Here is a 15,229-nt window from a genome sequence, read left to right as displayed (position 1 = left end):
GAGGCAGCAGAATCAAAGTTCTGACTCATGACGTATACCGCCGCCATCAATGCGACAACACCACCTAACGTGAGCGCCCCAACCAGTCGACCGGTTTCTCTCCACAACTCCGGTTGCTACCAACCTGTCAGGACGCCCCCTTTCGTCGCTGTCATCCTCGTACACCATCACTTCCAACCCCTGACGTAGCAAAATCGCTTCGCCACGCGAGTCGAGCTTGACGTCGCCAGCGGATAGCAACACAAGGTCGGACTCCACCATTTCGTTGAAGTCCACATGCAGCATCGGCTTCATTATTGACTCGACACCCTCAAAGGTTCAGACCTCTGCATCCCCGACCTTCGTGCTGCGGCAAAGAACGTCGACGTGGCACAAGTGGGAAGTGCCGGGTGGGACGTTCGTGCTCGTAAATACGCAACGAGTCCAATCGGGTCGCCCGCCGACGACCACCACAACACCAATCGTTACTCATGCTCATTCAAGTCCTTCATACGTCCGATTTCTGCCTCATCCAACACGGGCTGTTCCAGCGCCTCCATCATCAGAAGCATCTGCTCGTACAAGTCTGAAACCGTTTCGCCATAAACGTAGGTCGGCGCTACATGGGTAGCTATCGGCTCTCCTGCTTCGCTGTAGTAGACATCGAAGATCCGCAGGCCATCTGCGTTTCGCACAACTCGGTACTTCCAGGACATATGCGCCTAAGAATGTATGCGGCTTTCCCACCCATAAGGAGCCAGGCAGCGGTAGACGACGTCGAAGTGCCACGCTGGGAAGTGCCTGGCGGGACGTCCACGATTGTCAACGAATTGAGTTAGCAGGAAGTATCTATAGGGAGCTAGGCCTCGATGGGTGTTGCCGGAGACGCGAACGCGTTACGGAAGGCCATTTCTAGATCAGACGCGAAACCAGGCACGTGCTTGCCGGCAACCTCGACGATCCTCCCTGAGAAGGCCTGAAGACAAGCGAGCACCTTCGACAACTGGTCCGTGAGGACATCTCGGCCAAAGAAGATGCATGCTTCTTCGCGCTGTGACTGAGAGATTCCTTCATCCGGCCAGAGAACGTATGACTCCCCCACCCTCTCGATCCAGGGAGAGGGGTCGTGCCCCATCCAAGGAGAAACTGAATTTTCGAGCAGAAGGTCCCACTCGATCCAACCTTCAAGTCCGCAGCAACACGACGGCAACACCTCCTTGTTGCCGGCACGAACCGCTAAACCGCCAGGCAATACAAGTGATTCAGCGCGCGATATCTCGGCAGCTGACAAAACGTGCTTCTCCCCGACCCTGTTGTATTGGGCGAGTTGGAGGAGAACAAGAGCCACCTCACCGTCCGAGGACGAACCGGACAGATCGATCCGCGCCGGCCAAGGCTGCGGAGGCAGAGGGCACCAGAACTGTTCGGCCGCTGCGGGTGCCTCAACAACCGGGGAAAGAACGAGCATGCAGTTGCTTGAGGGTTAACGAACGAAAGGGGGCCTCCCGGTGCCGGACCACCTCCGCAGCGGCAACTGGGATCGAAGTGCCACAAGCGGAAGTAACTGTTGAGACGTCCATCTCATCAACTACTCGACCCAGCTGACCAGTCGATACTTTTCACATGTGATCTAGTTTGCGCAAGCGGCATTGCCCTTAAGGCCATGAGATCGGCGGCGTGCATTCGCTGCACCGCTGTCGCAGCATGGCAGAGGCAGTGAGCAGCAGCTCACCCCAGTTTTCTCACCATCCCTGCTCCACCAAGATCGTTTGCAACCGCTCTATTCGACACACGCATAAGTCCTTGTCACCAAAGGACTTCTCCTTGTGCCGGCTAGAAAAAGTAGTCTCTTTTTCAGAGAAGAGAGAGCGAGAAGGAATCCAACTAAGGCCAAAACGGGCCCAATGGCACGGACCCGTGGCACAGGCAGAACGGCCCGGAAGCCCGCATTGGCGCGGGAAACACCCAAAGCAAAACGCCCAACCGAGAGCGGTTGGGCGTCGTATTCTGGTGGCCTAGGGCGGAATCGAACCACCGACACAAGGATTTTCAATCCTCTGCTCTACCAACTGAGCTACCAGGCCTTAGAAAGACTGCGAGTATAGCGCAACTTCTGCGTGGCGATCAATTGCCGCCCGAGCGCTTGTTGCGCGACAAGTCCACGCCCAACTGCTTCAGCTTGCGGTACAGGTGGGTGCGCTCCAGCCCGGTCTTCTCGGCCACACGTGTCATGCTGCCGTTCTCCTTGGCCAGGTGGAACTCGAAGTACGCCTTCTCGAACGCGTCGCGCGCCTCGCGCAGCGGGCGGTCGAGCACGAACACCTGCTCAGACTGAGGGCCGAGGGCGAGTGGTGCGTTGTGGTTGGCCGTCTGCGGCGAGGCGAGCGTGTGCTCCACCGTCAACTCACGCGCGCCACCGCTCGACAGCATCACCTGCTGCGTCGCCGGCAGCGCCGGGCGCGGGCTCTGGCGCGCCAGGCCCTGCTCCACCGAGCGCAGCAGCTTCTGCAGCGTGATCGGCTTTTCGAGGAAAGCCATCGCCCCGAACTTGGTCGCCTCCACCGCGGTGTCGATCGTGCCGTGCCCCGACATCATGATCACCGGCATCGTCAGCTGCCCGGTGGCCCCCCACTCTTTGAGCAGCGTGATGCCGTCGACATCTGGCATCCAGATGTCGAGCAGCACGAGATCGGGGCGCGTGTGCTCGCGGAAGGCGCGTGCCTGCGCCGCGTTCTCAGCCAGCTCAACGCTGTGCCCTTCGTCGGAGAGGATCTCCGAGAGCAGCGCGCGGATGCCGAGTTCGTCGTCAACAACAAGAATGGTGGCCATGCAGTCTCAGCTCCCCGCTTCGGCAACAGAGTGTGTCCCGGTGTCGTTTGGCGCGGGGTGGGGTGGGGCGATCATTGAAAATGATATCGAAACTTGCGCCCCCCTCGGTCCGCCCTCCTCTTGGGCGCCATTCTCGGTGCCTTCGAGGTTCTTCAAGCGCACCCTCGCGCCGTGCTCGTCGGCGATCTTCTTGACGACCGCCAAGCCCAGTCCGGTGCCCTTGGTCTTGGTCGTCACATAAGGCTCAAAGGCCCGCTTCAGCACCTTCTCCGAAAAGCCGTGGCCGTTGTCGCTGACCAGCAGCCGCACGGCTCGCAAGCCGCCGTCGTCGGCCCGCGCGGCCTCGGTCACCACGCGCACGTGGCCGTCCGGCCGGTCGGCGATGGCGTCCAGCGCATTCTGAAGCAGGTTGTGCACCACCTGACGCAGCTGGCTCTCGTCGCCCAAGATCAGCGGCAGGTCGGCGCCCAACTCGGTGTGCAGCTGGCCGGCCTCGCTGGCAGAGCCGTAGAGGCCGACCACCTCCGACACCAGCGCGTTGAGGTCAAGCGCCTTCAGCGTCGCGCTCGGCAGCCGCGCATAGTCGCGGAACTCGTTGACCAGCTGCTTCATCGCGCTGACCTGGTTCACGATGGTCGTCACCGACTTGGTCAACATCTGCTGCTCGGTCGGGCCCAGCTTGCTCTCGAGCTTCAACTGCAGACGCTCGGCCGACAGCTGGATCGGCGTCAACGGGTTCTTGATCTCGTGCGCCAGGCGCCGTGCCACTTCGCCCCAGGCAATCGAGCGCTGCGCCGACACCACCTCGGTGATGTCGTCGATGACCAGCAAGCGCGCCTGCTGCGGCAGCCAGGCGCCACGCACGAGCAAGGTGATCTGGCCGCGCTCGGGCAACGCATCGGCCGGTGGCTGCAGGTCGAACGACTGTTGCCAGTGATCGCGCTCACCCGCCTCGTTGCCGGCCGTGTGCACGTCGAACAATCGCGCCACCTCGGCGGCAAAGTCTTGCATCGTCGGCACCTCGGCCAGCAGGCGGCCCACATACGCGCCGACGGGCAGCCGCAAGATGCGCGTGGCCCCGGGGTTCACCGACTGGATGCGCCCCTGTTCATCGAGCACCACGACGCCGGCGGTCAGGTTGTCGAGGATGGTCTGGAGGTTGCCTTTGGCCGCCTCCAGTTCGTCGAGGCTGCGTTGCGCGAGCGAGCGGGCGTCGGACAGCTGCTGCGTCATGTCGGCAAACGAGCGCGTCAGGCCGCCCAGTTCGTCGCGCGTGGCAAACACCTGCTTGGGCGTCAGATCGCCGGCTGCCACCTGGCGCACGCCCTCGGCCAGCAGCAGCAGCGGCCGCGCCAGCTGGTTGCCGAGCGTGGCGGCCAACAGCACCGCGCCGAACACCGCCAGGAACAACGACAGGGTCAGCGTGCCGATGTACATCCGGCGCAAGCCATCGCGCGCGAGCGAACGTTGCTGGTATTCGCGATACGCGGTCTGCACCGCCATCGCATTGGCGGCCAGCGTGGCCGGCACGAGTTGTGTGACGAGGAGGTAACGCTCCTCGCTGGTCAATTCCAGACTGGTCGACGGTACGTACGCGAGCACGCGGATGCGTGGCACCCCGGTGTCTTCCTCCAGCCCTTCGAGCTGGCTCACCACGCGCTGCGTGCGCGCCTGGCGCAACAGCGCCTGCGACGGTCGGTCCGGTGCCAGGGCTTCGCGTTCGACGCCCACACTCGCCAGCGCCTGGCCGTTGCCCGACAACAGCGCCGCCTCTTCCGCCGACAACTGGTCGCGCACGCGTTCCAGCGCGAGCGCCCAGGCGGCGTCGCGGCCTTCGGACCCGAGTCGGTCGGCGGCCAATCGGGTCTTGTTGCTGAGGTCGTTGACCAGCGTGTCGAGCGTGACGCGGCCCAGGTTCAGGCCGGCATCGAGTGCAGTTTCCACTTCGACGTCGAACCAGCTCTCGATACTGCGCGAGACGAACTGATACGACACGGTGTAGATGACCAGCCCCGGCACCACCCCCACCATCGCGAAGATGCCGGCCAGCTTGAACAGCAGCCGGCTGCCGAACTTGCGCCGGCGCAAACGCACCGCCAAGCGCACGCCGGCGATCGAGATGACCAGCGCCAGCACGGCGGCAATCGCGCCGTTGAGCCACAGCAGCCACTCGAAGTGCTGCTCGTACAGCCGGCGGTTGTTGGTCGACAGCGCGAGCAAGAACACCAGCACCAGCCCCGCGCCGGAAATGGCGACCAGGGACAGGATCCAGGCCCAACGGGTGGCTTTGCTCACGTGGCGGTGTCCAGCAACAACAAGGTCCGAATGTCGGTCAGGTGGGGTCTTCGATCACCATCGTGCTCTCGGCCGACAGGTCCCACTCGGCCTGGCCGCCGATGCCGATTTGAAAGGGCCGCGGCAGCTGCCCGGTGTCGAGCCGGTAGACGAGTTCGATGTAATGCCGCTCGCCCGGCTCGAACTGCGACACCTCGGCGATTTTCCAGCGCGAGCTGCGTTGCACGGCGGTCAAGGCGTCGCTGAGCGATTCGTAGCTTTGATGCAGGCTGCCGAAGGTGACACGATAACGCCGCGTCAAGGGTTGGTAGGCCAGCCGCCAGGTGCGGCTGGCGCGCGAAACGCGCTGGTCGCGCCAATACCAGCGCGACCGAAAGGTGTTGGCCTCGGCCACGAAATGTAGCGGCACGCCCTTGAGCACCGCGTCCTCGACCGTCTTGGGCAACTCGAAACGGGCGGTGAAGCTGAGCACCACCGCCTCTTCGCTGCGCCCGATCTCGATTTCGCGCAGCTCGATGCCGGCCGCCTGCGCGGGCAAGCACCAGCTGCACGCCCACAGCAGCAGCACCAGCAGCCCGACCAGCCACCAGCGACGGCCCAGGGCAGTGCCGCCGGTGGCGGCCGCGACCGGGGACACAAGACAGCCAGCAACCCGTTGATCGCGACGCACGTGACAGCAGCTCTCGTCTCAGGCGGGGCCCTTTTCGAGCAAGGCGTAGAAAAATCCGTCGTGCAAGGCGACCGCCGGCCCCGGATCAGCGGTCTCGCATCCATTGTCGGGCAAGGGTAATGCGTGGCCCGGGGCGGGCAGCACCCGCGTCTGCGTATTACGTTGCAAAAAAGCGTCGATCTGTCGCTGTCCTTCGTCCCGGAACACCGAGCACGTGCAGTACAGCAGCCGCCCGCCGGGTTTCAGCAAGGGCCACAGCGCCTCGAGCATGTCGCGCTGGATCTGGGCCAGCTGGGCGATGTCGGCGTCGCGCCGCAGCCACCGCACGTCGGGGTGCCGGCGGACGATGCCGGACGCGCTGCACGGCGCGTCCATCAGGATCGCGTCGAAGGGGCGGCCGTCCCAGAAGGTCTCGGGTTGCCGCGCGTCGGCCACCTTCAGCTCGGCCCGCAGCTTAAGGCGTGCGAGCGTTTCGTCGACACGCGCCAGCCGCCCGGCGTCGCTGTCGATGGCCAGCAGGTCGAGGTCGGCCAGTTCCAGCAGGTGCGCGGTCTTGCCACCCGGGGCGGCGCAGGCGTCGAGCACGCGGGCACCGGCCGCGACCGTGGCCCCGGCATCGGTGGCCGCCGTGCCCTGCGGCGGCTGCAACAGCAGCAACAGCAGCGGCGCCGCCCATTGCGCCGCCAGATCTTGCACCGACACGTCGCCGTCGGCGAAACCCGGCAGGCGCGACACGGGGCAGGGCTCGTCGAGTTTCACGGCCTGCGGGCCGACCACCCGTGCGGCCAACCCGGCCTCGTGCAGCCGCTCCCGATAGGCTTCCGCCGACTGCCGACGCGCATTCACGCGCAAGGTCATCGGTGGGCGTTCGTTGTTGGTGGCCAGCAGGGCTTGCCAGTGCTGCGGCCAGTCGCGCTTGAGCCGCTCGAGCCACCAGCGCGGATGGTTCCACTGCGCCACCGGATCGCGCGAGGTCGCGGCCAGCAACGTCGCGCGCTCGCGCAGAAAGCGCCGCAGCACGGCGTTCACGAAGGAGGCGCTGGCGCGTTCGCGCTGCTTGACGGCGTCGACCGCCTGGTCGACCAGCGTGTGTTCGGCATAGCCGGCCGCGTCGGGCTCGCACAGCAGCGCCAGGGCCGACAGCAGCAGCGCGTCGACCCAGGCCGGGGGCGCGCGCTTGGCGAGTTGGGCACGCAAGGCGGTGGCGCGCCCCAGCCCGCGCATCACCTGGAAGCTGAGGGCCTGGGTCCCGGGGCGGGCATCGGCCGGGCAGGCGGCCAGTGCCTCGTTGAGCGAGGCGCCGCTGCGCACCGCACGCACGGCGTCGGCGGTGTGGCCCAGCAGGCGCGACAGCGGCAGCGAAGAAGTCGAGGAAGCATTCACAGGGCGGCAGTCTACGCCGCCCCCAGCGTCACGGCCCCCGGCGCCGGCCTCACCCCAGTGTGTCGGACCAGATGTTCTGCGCCCAGTTCCAGCCGTACACACCTTCCAGCTCGGTCGGCCCGCTCGAGACGCCGCCCGACCCCGCCACCGGCTTGAAGGTTTTCTCGGCCGCCACGTATTCGTGCACGCTGGCCACGTGGATCACGTTGCGTGCATCGATGAAGCTGTAGCAGGTGTTGGTCAGCATCGGCGCGGGGTTCACGTCCCAGCCGTTCAGTTGGGCGACGATGGCCGCCGCGGCCACCTTGGCATGCGAGTTGGCCATGTGGGCCGACTTCGGCATGCCGGGGGCGATCTGGATCGAGTCGCCCAGCACATGGACGTCGCGCGCAGCGGTGGACTCGAAGGTCAGGTAGTTCACCTGGCACCAGCGCCCATTGGCGTTGGCCAGCCCGGTCTGCACGGCGATCTGGCCGGCGCGCATCGGTGGCAGCACGTTCAACACGTCGGCCCGCACGTCCTCGTTGAAGTCGAACTTGATGGTGTTGCCGTCGACTGCGACCGCCTTGTGCTGGGGCCGGTATTCGATGATGCCCGCGTACTGCTCGGCCCAGATCTTCTTGAACAAAGGGCCCTTGGACGTGACGTCCTGGTTGGCGTCGAGCACCAGCACCTTGGACTTCGGCTTGGCCGCCTTGAAATAGCTCGCCACCTGGCAGGCCCGCTCGTACGGCCCGGGCGGGCAGCGATAGGGCGCCTCGGGGATGGTCAAGGCGTAGACACCGCCGTCGGGCATGGCCTCGAGCTGGCGTCGCAGCGCCACCGTTTCCTGGCCCGCCTTCCACGCCTGCAGCACGCGGCCCTCGGCCTGCGCCGCCTTCAGGCCTTGCACCTGGTCGAACATCAGCTCGACGCCGGGCGACAGCACCAGCTTGTCGTAGCGGATCTGGCTGCCCGATGCGAGCACGGCCACCTTCTTGTCGACGTCGACGCTGGCGACCATGTCCTTGACCACGGTGACACCGTGGCGGGACCGCAAGCTGTCGTAGGGCACCGTGATGTCGGCCAGCGTCTTGCTGCCGCCCAACACCAGGTTGGAGACCGGGCACGACACGAAGGCCGCTTGCGGCTCCACCAGCACCACGTCGAGGCGGTGGTCCGACAGCAGCCGCAAATACTTGGCCGCCGCCGCGCCGCCATAGCCACCACCCACCACCAGCACACGCGCCTTGGCCGGCGCGGACGCCGTCTGGGCGCAACCCACGAGCCCCAGCACGCCGACGGCGCCCGAGCCCTGCAAAAAGCTTCGTCTTTTCATCTGCGCTCCTGGTGCTTCACTTTTTCTGCGCGGCGAAATAGGCCGCGATCTGCGCGATCTGCTGGTCGTTGTAGCCCTTGGCCAGCTGGTGCATCACGGTGGCGGGCCGCTGGCCGCTCTTGAAGGCGCGCATCTGCTCGCTCAGGTAGTCGGCCGGCATGCCGGCCAGCGGCGGCACCGAAGAGCCCGGCACGGTGCGGCCGTCGGTGCCATGGCAGTTGGCGCAGGTGGCGGCCAGGCTGCGCACCTGCAGCTGCGCCTGCGGATCGCCGCTGCCCTGCGCGCTGGCCGCGCCGGCGGCGAGCAGCGCGAGAGCGCCGATCGCGGTGGTAAACACTTGCTTCCTCATCGTGGTGACTCCTCTTGCTGGTGCTTGGACTTCATCAACGCGGCCCCCGCCGACCTCCCATCATGCAAGCAGGCCGACCTCAGGGTTCGCCAACCTCGACGAACAGGTCGGACAACGGCTTCGGGCACGGCGTGTCGATCAGCAGGGCCACCACACGCAGCGCATCCGCACTGGCCGCGTCGAGGCGACCTTGCGGCACGAGCTGCTGGGCCACCTCGACCCACGTGCGCAGCAGCAGCGGCCGGCGCACCGCCGGCAGTCGCGCAAGCTGCTCGAGCGCCGTCACGAAGCGGTCGCCATCGGGGGAGCGCCAGGCCGGCACCGGTTGATCGCCGAGCAGGGCGCGCCACACCGCGCGGTACCAGGGTGATCCTTCCGCCCCGGGCTGCGCGCCTGCCCCTGCGCTGTCGGCGACGACGATTCTCGCGAGAAAGGCGTGCACCACCGCCAGTTCTTTCGACAGTTGCGCCAACGGCTGATCTGCGCAAGGCCGCGACGGCGGCCCGCCGGCCAGCAGCTGGCGCATTGCCAGCCAGCGCAATCGGTCGAGGGGTGTCGTCCGCCCGTCGGCCCCCATCACCCGGCGGGAGGACTTCAGCAGGGCTCGCCGCTCACCGACCGGGGTGGCCGCGCTGCGGCGCAGCAGCAGCTCGAACACCGGCAATCGGGCGGCTTCGCCGAGCCGTTCGATGTCGGCACGCACCGACACCGGCAGCGCGCCGCCCCCGGTTTCCTGCTCGAAGGCTTGCGCTTCGGCGGCGTTGCCGGGTGTCAGCAGCAAGGCGAGCACACCGGCCTTGCGTTCGCCCGGGCCATGCCAGCGGCGGATGCGCGCCAGGGCCTCGCGTTCGCCGTCCTCCCGCGTGCCGCCGGCGGCGCGCTGGACCGGGTCGTGCTGCTGGGCCTCGGTGGGGCCCGGCGGCGCTGCCGCCGCGGTGTCGGGCCGGGGCCGGGGCCGGGGCGTGGGGCTGGCCGCCCGCATCGGCGCGCGCGGCGGCACCAGCGGCTCGCCGCGCATCGGCAGCGTGTCGGGTTCGTCGTCGTCTTCGGGTGCCAACTGGCGGGCCGGCAGCGGCCCGACCGTGTGGCCATAGAGGCGGCGGATGCGCTCGTGGAGGGGCGGGTGGGTGGCAAACGCCTCCCAGCGCAGGCGCGAGACGAAAAACAGGTGCGACAGGCTTTCCGCGTGCACGCTGCGCAGCCCGTCCTGGCGCCGCCACGACTGGTCGGCGATCTTGCGCAAGGCGTTGCCGATGCCGTCCGGGCTGCGGGTGAACTGCACCGCCGACGCGTCGGCGAGGTACTCGCGCTGCCGTGCCACCGCCGCCTTCAGCAGACGCCCGGCCAGCCAGCCGAGCGAGCCGACCGCCATCAGCCCGAGCCCGAACAACACCGCCGCGCCGCGCCGGTCGCGTTCGTCGGGCTCGACCAGCGAGTGGCCGAAGTTGTAGAGCATCTGCAGGCCCCACACCAGCCCCACCAGCCGCATGTTGAGCCGGGTATCGCCGTGCACCAGGTGGCTGAACTCGTGCGCCACCACCCCTTGCAACTCGTCGCGGGTCAAACGCTCCAATGCGCCGCGGGTGATGGCAATCACCGCGTCATCGAAGCCCCAGCCGGCCGCAAAGGCGTTGATCGCCTCTTCGCGGGCCAGCACATACACCGACGGTGTACGGCGCACGCCGCAGGCGATGGCCACTTCGTCGACCACGTTGCGCAGCCGCTTCTCGTACAGGTCGTGCGGCTGGCCTTCCGGCGGGCTGATGCAGCGGCCGCCGGCCAGTTTCGCGAGGTGTGGCCCGCCTTCGCGCAAGCGCAGCATCTCGAACCAGCATCCCCCCAGCACGAACAACAGCACCAAGCCGCTGTTGGTCTCGAAGAACAACGCGGGGAAGTCGCTCGTCCATGGGAAGCTGAGCCGGTAGATCAGCGCGAGCACGCCGTTGACGGCCAACAGCAGCAGCGCCAGCACCGCGACGAACAGCAGCAGCAACCGCCGTGTCGCCGCGCGCGCCTGGGCCTGGTGCTCGCGGAACCGCATCGCCATCGCAGGCCGGCTCAGAACTGCACGCGCGGCGCCATCCGTTCGGCCTCGCTGGTGGTGGACTGCAGCATGCCGGCCGGCTTGAAGCCGAACAAGGCCGAGACGAGCGTGGTGGGGAACTGGCCGGCCGCGTTGTTGTAGTCGAGCGCCGCATCGTTGAACGCCTGGCGGGCAAAGGCCACGCGGTTCTCGGTGCTGGTCAGTTCTTCGGACAGTTCACGCAGGGTCTGGTCGCCCTTCAACTCGGGGTAGTTCTCGACCACCGCCATCAAGCGCCCCAAGGAGCCGCCCAGCGTGTGCTCGGCCAACGCCAGCGCCCCGACGGCGCCCGCGTCGGCCGGGCGGGCGCGCACATGGTCGGCCGCCGCATGCGCCTGGTTGCGCGCCGCGATGACGGCTTCCAGTGTTTCGCGTTCATGCGCGATGTAGCGCTTGGCCGTCTCGACCAGGTTGGGGATCAGGTCGTAGCGGCGTTTCAGCTGCACGTCGATCTGGGCAAAGGCATTGGCAATGGCGTTGCGCAAGCGCACCAGGCGGTTGTAAGCGCCCACCATCCAGAACAGCAGTACTGCGACCGCGACCCATCCCACAATCTGCGTTGTGCTCATCGCTTGTTCATCCATCAGCGGAAAGTCCCGCGACTCTACGACAGCCGCAGCACGGCTCCAAGCGGCGCCCGGCTACGGGTTGGCGTCGCGCGCCAGATAACCTTCGTAGCCGCGCCGGCGCAGTTCGCAGGCCGGGCAGCTGCCGCAACCGTGGCCCCATGGGTGGCGCTGCCCTCGCTCCCCCAGGTAGCAGGTGTGGGTGTGCTCGACGATCAACTCGTTGAGGGCATCACCCCCCAGCGTGTGCGACAAGGCCCAGGTCTGCGCCTTGTCGAGCCACATCAGCGGCGTCTCGATCACCAGCGGCCGGTCCATGCCCAGGCTCAGCGCCACCTGCAAGGCCTTGAGCGTGTTGTCGCGGCAATCGGGGTAGCCCGAGTAGTCGGTCTCGCACATGCCGCCGACCAGCACCGCGGCGCCGCGCCGGTAGGCGAGCGTCGCCGCGAAGCTCAGGAACAGCAGGTTGCGCCCGGGCACGAAGGTGTTGGGGAGGCCGCTGTCGGCCATTTCGATGGCGCGTTGCGAGGTCAGCGCGGTGTCGCTGATCTGGCCCAGCAGCGACAGGTCGAGCAGGTGGTCGGGGCCCAAACGTGCCGCCCACTTGGGAAACCGGGCCCGCAATTCGTTTAGCACCCGTGGCCGGCAGTCCAGCTCGATGCGGTGCCGCTGGCCATAGTCGAACCCCACCGTCTCGACCTGTGCATAACGCTGCAGCGCCCACGCAAGACACGCGGTCGAGTCTTGCCCGCCGGAAAACAGCACCAGTGCCGTACGACCGTCCAGTGCTGTTTGCACGTTGTCAGCTCCGCACTTCACCCTGGCCGAGCACGACGTACTTCATCGACGTCAGCCCCTCCAGCCCGACCGGGCCGCGCGCGTGGAACTTGTCGGTCGAAATGCCGATCTCGGCACCCAGGCCGTATTCGAAGCCATCGGCAAAGCGGGTCGATGCATTCACCATCACGCTGGCCGAGTCGACCTCGCGCAAGAAGCGCATCGCGTTGGGATGGTGCTCGGTCAGGATGGCGTCGGTGTGGTGCGAGCCGTAGCGGTTGATGTGCGCGATCGCCTCATCCAGGCTCTCCACCACCTTGACGCTGATGACGGGCGCCAGGTATTCCTCGGCCCAGTCCTGCTCGCTCGCGTCGGCCACCGTCGCACCCGGCAGCGGCTGCAACAGCGCCCGCGCCGCCGCATCGCAGCGCATCTCGACGCCCTTGGCGGCGAACACGGCGCCGATGCGCGGCAAGAACGCCGGCGCGATGGCCGCATGCACCAGCAGCGATTCCGCGGCGTTGCAGGGGCTGTATTTCTGCGTCTTGGCGTTGTCGGTCACCTTGACCGCCAGGTCGAGGTCGGCGCTCGCATCGACATACACGTGGCAATTGCCGTCGAGGTGTTTGATCACCGGCACCGTGGCCTCGCGGCTGATGCGCTCGATCAGCGATTTGCCGCCGCGCGGGATGATCAAATCGACATGCTCGGGCATCGAGATCAGCCGGCCGACCGCGGCACGGTCGGTGGTCTCGATCAGCTGCACGCCCTCGGCCGGCAGGCCGGCCTCACGCAGCGCCTGCTGCACCAAACGCCACAGCGCCAGGTTGGAGTGGATGGCCTCGGAGCCGCCGCGCAGCACGCAGGCGTTGCCGCTCTTGATGCCCAGCGACGACGCTTCGATGGTGACGTTGGGGCGGCTCTCGTAGATCATGCCGAACACGCCGATCGGCACCCGCATCTGGCCGACGCTGATGCCGGTGGGCCGGCGCCGCAAATTGGTGATCTCGCCCACCGGGTCGGGCAGCGCCGCGACCTGCACGCAGTTCTCGGCCATCTGCGAGATGACCTTGTCGTTCAAGCGCAGCCGGTCGACCATCGGTGCCGCCAGCCCGTTGCGCTCGGCAGCGGCGATGTCTTTGGCGTTCTCGGCCTGCAGCGTCTCGCGCTGCTCGCCGATCAGTGCGGCCAGCCGCAGCAGCGCGCCATTCTTCGCAGCCGTCGACGCGGCCGCCATCTGCGTGGCGGCGGCCCGGGCGGCGGCGCCCACATGGGCCATGTAGGCCTGGATGTCGGTGGAGGTCATGGGCGAGATTGTCGCAAACCCGGCGGCCGGGCGCAGCGGGGCGGTCGGCGGCGCCTACAAGGCCGCCGCCAGCGTCAGCCACAGCGGCGCGCCCAGCACGAAGCCCAGCGTCGAGACGACGATGGCGGCGGTGGTCTCGCCCTCCTGCGTGCGGTAGCGCTGCGCAAACATCAGCGCATTGCTGCCGGTGGGCAGGGCCGCCGCCATCACGATCACCGTCAACGGCAGGCCGTCGAGCCCGGCGGCGTAGCGCCCGACCAGCAGCACCAGCAGCGGCAGGGCGAGCAGCTTGGCGGCGGCCAAGGTCGCGGCGCTGGTCGCAGCGCCCTGAAGACCGTAATGCGCGAGCGACATGCCGATGCCGACCAGACACACCGGCACCACCGCCTCGCCCAGCATCTGCAGCACGCCGTCGACCGGTTCGGCGATCGGCCAGCCGGTCAGGTTCCAGGCCAGGCCGGCCAGCACCGGCAGCACCACCGGGTGGATCACGGTGTTGCGCACCGTCAGCCCCAGCATGCGGCGGAGGTCCGCGCGGCTGCCCTGTTCGCGCGCGGCCGCCTTGGCCACGTCCAGCTCGACCAGCACGGTCACGACCGACAGCAGCGTCAGGGCATGCACGCTGACGATGGCCAGGTGAATCGACAGCCCGCGCTCGCCGAACAGCGCAGCGGCCATCGGGATGCCGAGTTGCGCGGTGTTGCCGAAGGTCGCAGTGATCGCGCGCACGCCGGGGCCGGCCGGTGCGAGCGGGCCGCCGCGATACCGCTGCCACGCGTACACGGCCACCATCCAGGCAGTGGCCGGCACGAAAAAGGCGGCCAGCGTCGACCACGGCAGGGTGGCGACGTCGATACGGGCGGTGGTGCGGAACAACAGCGCCGGCGCGAACAGGAAAAACGCGACGTTGGACAATGCCCGCGCCGCCTCGCCGCCGCCGAAAAAGCGCATCCGCCCGGCGCCCCAGCCGAGCGCGACGACCGAGAAGATGGCAAAGAGCTTGAAGAACACGACGCTGGACATGCGTTGAGTATCGCGAGCGCCGGCGCGCTCGCCGGCGTGGAAAGTGCGTAGCGGCGAGCCCGCGGCGGCGGCGCTAGCGGCCGTAGCGCGCGGTGAAGCTGGCGTGTGCCAGCCGGTGAGTGTGCAGCATGAACCCCACCATCGCCGGCGAGGCGTCGGCCGGCAGGTCGAGGCGTTCGGTCTTCAGCGCGTGCACCGTGAAAACGTAGCGATGCGGCCGGTCGCCACGGGGCGGGCAGGCGCCGCCGAAACCCACACTGCCGTAGTCGTTGCGGCCTTGCACGGCACCCGGCGGCAGCGCCGCTCCCGCCGCGACCTCGACGCCTTCCGGCAGGCCGCGGGTGTCGGCCGGCAGGTTGTAGACGACCCAGTGCCACCAGCCCGAGCCGGTCGGCGCGTCGGGGTCGTAGACCGTGACGGCAAAGCTGCGCGTGCCGCTCGGCGCGCCGCTCCACTGCAGGGCGGGTGAACGGTTGCCGCCCTCGCAGCCGAATCCGCTGTAGACCTGCGCCGGCGGCAATCGATCGCCCGGGCCCAGTTCAGGGCCGGTCAGCTTGAAGTTGCCGGCGCACGCCGTGAGCGCGGTGGTGCACAGCGCGCCGAAGGCGGCGAGACGAAGAACTGAAGCGGAAAAGTGGGACATGTGAGCCT

General features: G+C 67.6%; 15 protein-coding genes and 1 tRNA gene. All 16 read right to left on the bottom strand.

Translation table 11 applies throughout. The features are described 5' to 3' along the window. Positions 1 to 12: 12 nt before the first annotated feature. On the bottom strand, positions 13 to 294 hold the full coding sequence (locus tag AAW51_RS28780; RefSeq protein ID WP_083437991.1) for a hypothetical protein: 282 nt from the start codon (positions 292 to 294) through the stop codon (positions 13 to 15). 170 nt (positions 295 to 464) lie between these two features. Beyond that, on the bottom strand, positions 465 to 674 hold the full coding sequence (locus AAW51_RS01740; protein WP_238947729.1) for a hypothetical protein: 210 nt from the start codon (positions 672 to 674) through the stop codon (positions 465 to 467). Between the two features lie 164 nt (positions 675 to 838). After that, positions 839 to 1,447, bottom strand: a complete 609-nt coding sequence (locus tag AAW51_RS29620) for a hypothetical protein (RefSeq protein ID WP_157359548.1) — start codon at positions 1,445 to 1,447, stop codon at positions 839 to 841. A 540-nt stretch (positions 1,448 to 1,987) separates the two neighbouring features. Further along, positions 1,988 to 2,063 (bottom strand) — tRNA-Phe (locus AAW51_RS01730). A gap of 40 nt (positions 2,064 to 2,103) precedes the next feature. Further along, positions 2,104 to 2,808 (bottom strand): response regulator, encoded by a 705-nt coding sequence (locus AAW51_RS01725; protein WP_047193245.1) that lies wholly within the window; start codon positions 2,806 to 2,808, stop codon positions 2,104 to 2,106. Positions 2,809 to 2,814: 6 nt separating this feature from the next. Further along, positions 2,815 to 5,103 carry a sensor histidine kinase gene (locus AAW51_RS01720; RefSeq protein ID WP_047193244.1) on the bottom strand — a complete coding sequence of 763 codons (2,289 nt, stop codon included), beginning with the start codon at positions 5,101 to 5,103 and terminating at the stop codon, positions 2,815 to 2,817. A 37-nt stretch (positions 5,104 to 5,140) separates the two neighbouring features. Further along, positions 5,141 to 5,740, bottom strand: coding sequence for a DUF4390 domain-containing protein (locus AAW51_RS01715; protein ID WP_047193243.1), 600 nt, complete (start codon positions 5,738 to 5,740; stop codon positions 5,141 to 5,143). 51 nt (positions 5,741 to 5,791) lie between these two features. After that, complete coding sequence (gene rsmB / locus AAW51_RS01710; RefSeq protein WP_238947728.1) at positions 5,792 to 7,156, bottom strand: 16S rRNA (cytosine(967)-C(5))-methyltransferase RsmB; 1,365 nt, start codon at positions 7,154 to 7,156, stop codon at positions 5,792 to 5,794. Between the two features lie 49 nt (positions 7,157 to 7,205). After that, positions 7,206 to 8,474 carry an NAD(P)/FAD-dependent oxidoreductase gene (locus AAW51_RS01705; protein ID WP_047193242.1) on the bottom strand — a complete coding sequence of 423 codons (1,269 nt, stop codon included), beginning with the start codon at positions 8,472 to 8,474 and terminating at the stop codon, positions 7,206 to 7,208. Positions 8,475 to 8,490: 16 nt separating this feature from the next. After that, positions 8,491 to 8,823, bottom strand: a complete 333-nt coding sequence (locus AAW51_RS01700) for a c-type cytochrome (protein WP_047193241.1) — start codon at positions 8,821 to 8,823, stop codon at positions 8,491 to 8,493. A gap of 79 nt (positions 8,824 to 8,902) precedes the next feature. Next, positions 8,903 to 10,870 (bottom strand): M48 family metallopeptidase, encoded by a 1,968-nt coding sequence (locus AAW51_RS28775; RefSeq protein ID WP_238947727.1) that lies wholly within the window; start codon positions 10,868 to 10,870, stop codon positions 8,903 to 8,905. 11 nt (positions 10,871 to 10,881) lie between these two features. Next, on the bottom strand, positions 10,882 to 11,475 hold the full coding sequence (locus AAW51_RS01690; protein WP_047193240.1) for a LemA family protein: 594 nt from the start codon (positions 11,473 to 11,475) through the stop codon (positions 10,882 to 10,884). A gap of 72 nt (positions 11,476 to 11,547) precedes the next feature. Continuing rightward, on the bottom strand, positions 11,548 to 12,270 hold the full coding sequence (gene queC / locus AAW51_RS01685) for a 7-cyano-7-deazaguanine synthase QueC (RefSeq protein WP_238947726.1): 723 nt from the start codon (positions 12,268 to 12,270) through the stop codon (positions 11,548 to 11,550). A 4-nt stretch (positions 12,271 to 12,274) separates the two neighbouring features. Next, positions 12,275 to 13,555 (bottom strand): glutamate-5-semialdehyde dehydrogenase, encoded by a 1,281-nt coding sequence (locus AAW51_RS01680; protein WP_047193239.1) that lies wholly within the window; start codon positions 13,553 to 13,555, stop codon positions 12,275 to 12,277. Positions 13,556 to 13,609: 54 nt separating this feature from the next. After that, positions 13,610 to 14,578 carry an AEC family transporter gene (locus tag AAW51_RS01675; RefSeq protein ID WP_047193238.1) on the bottom strand — a complete coding sequence of 323 codons (969 nt, stop codon included), beginning with the start codon at positions 14,576 to 14,578 and terminating at the stop codon, positions 13,610 to 13,612. Between the two features lie 73 nt (positions 14,579 to 14,651). Continuing rightward, entirely contained in the window at positions 14,652 to 15,221 is a 570-nt protein-coding gene (locus AAW51_RS01670; protein ID WP_047193237.1) for a YbhB/YbcL family Raf kinase inhibitor-like protein, read from the bottom strand. Between the last annotated feature and the right edge of the window lie 8 nt (positions 15,222 to 15,229).

The sequence above is a fragment of the Caldimonas brevitalea genome (assembly GCF_001017435.1).
Classification (GTDB): Bacteria; Pseudomonadota; Gammaproteobacteria; order Burkholderiales; family Burkholderiaceae_C; genus Caldimonas; species Caldimonas brevitalea.
The sequence above is the reverse complement of the archived record's forward strand: the minus strand, read 5'-3'. Positions and strand labels throughout refer to the sequence as shown.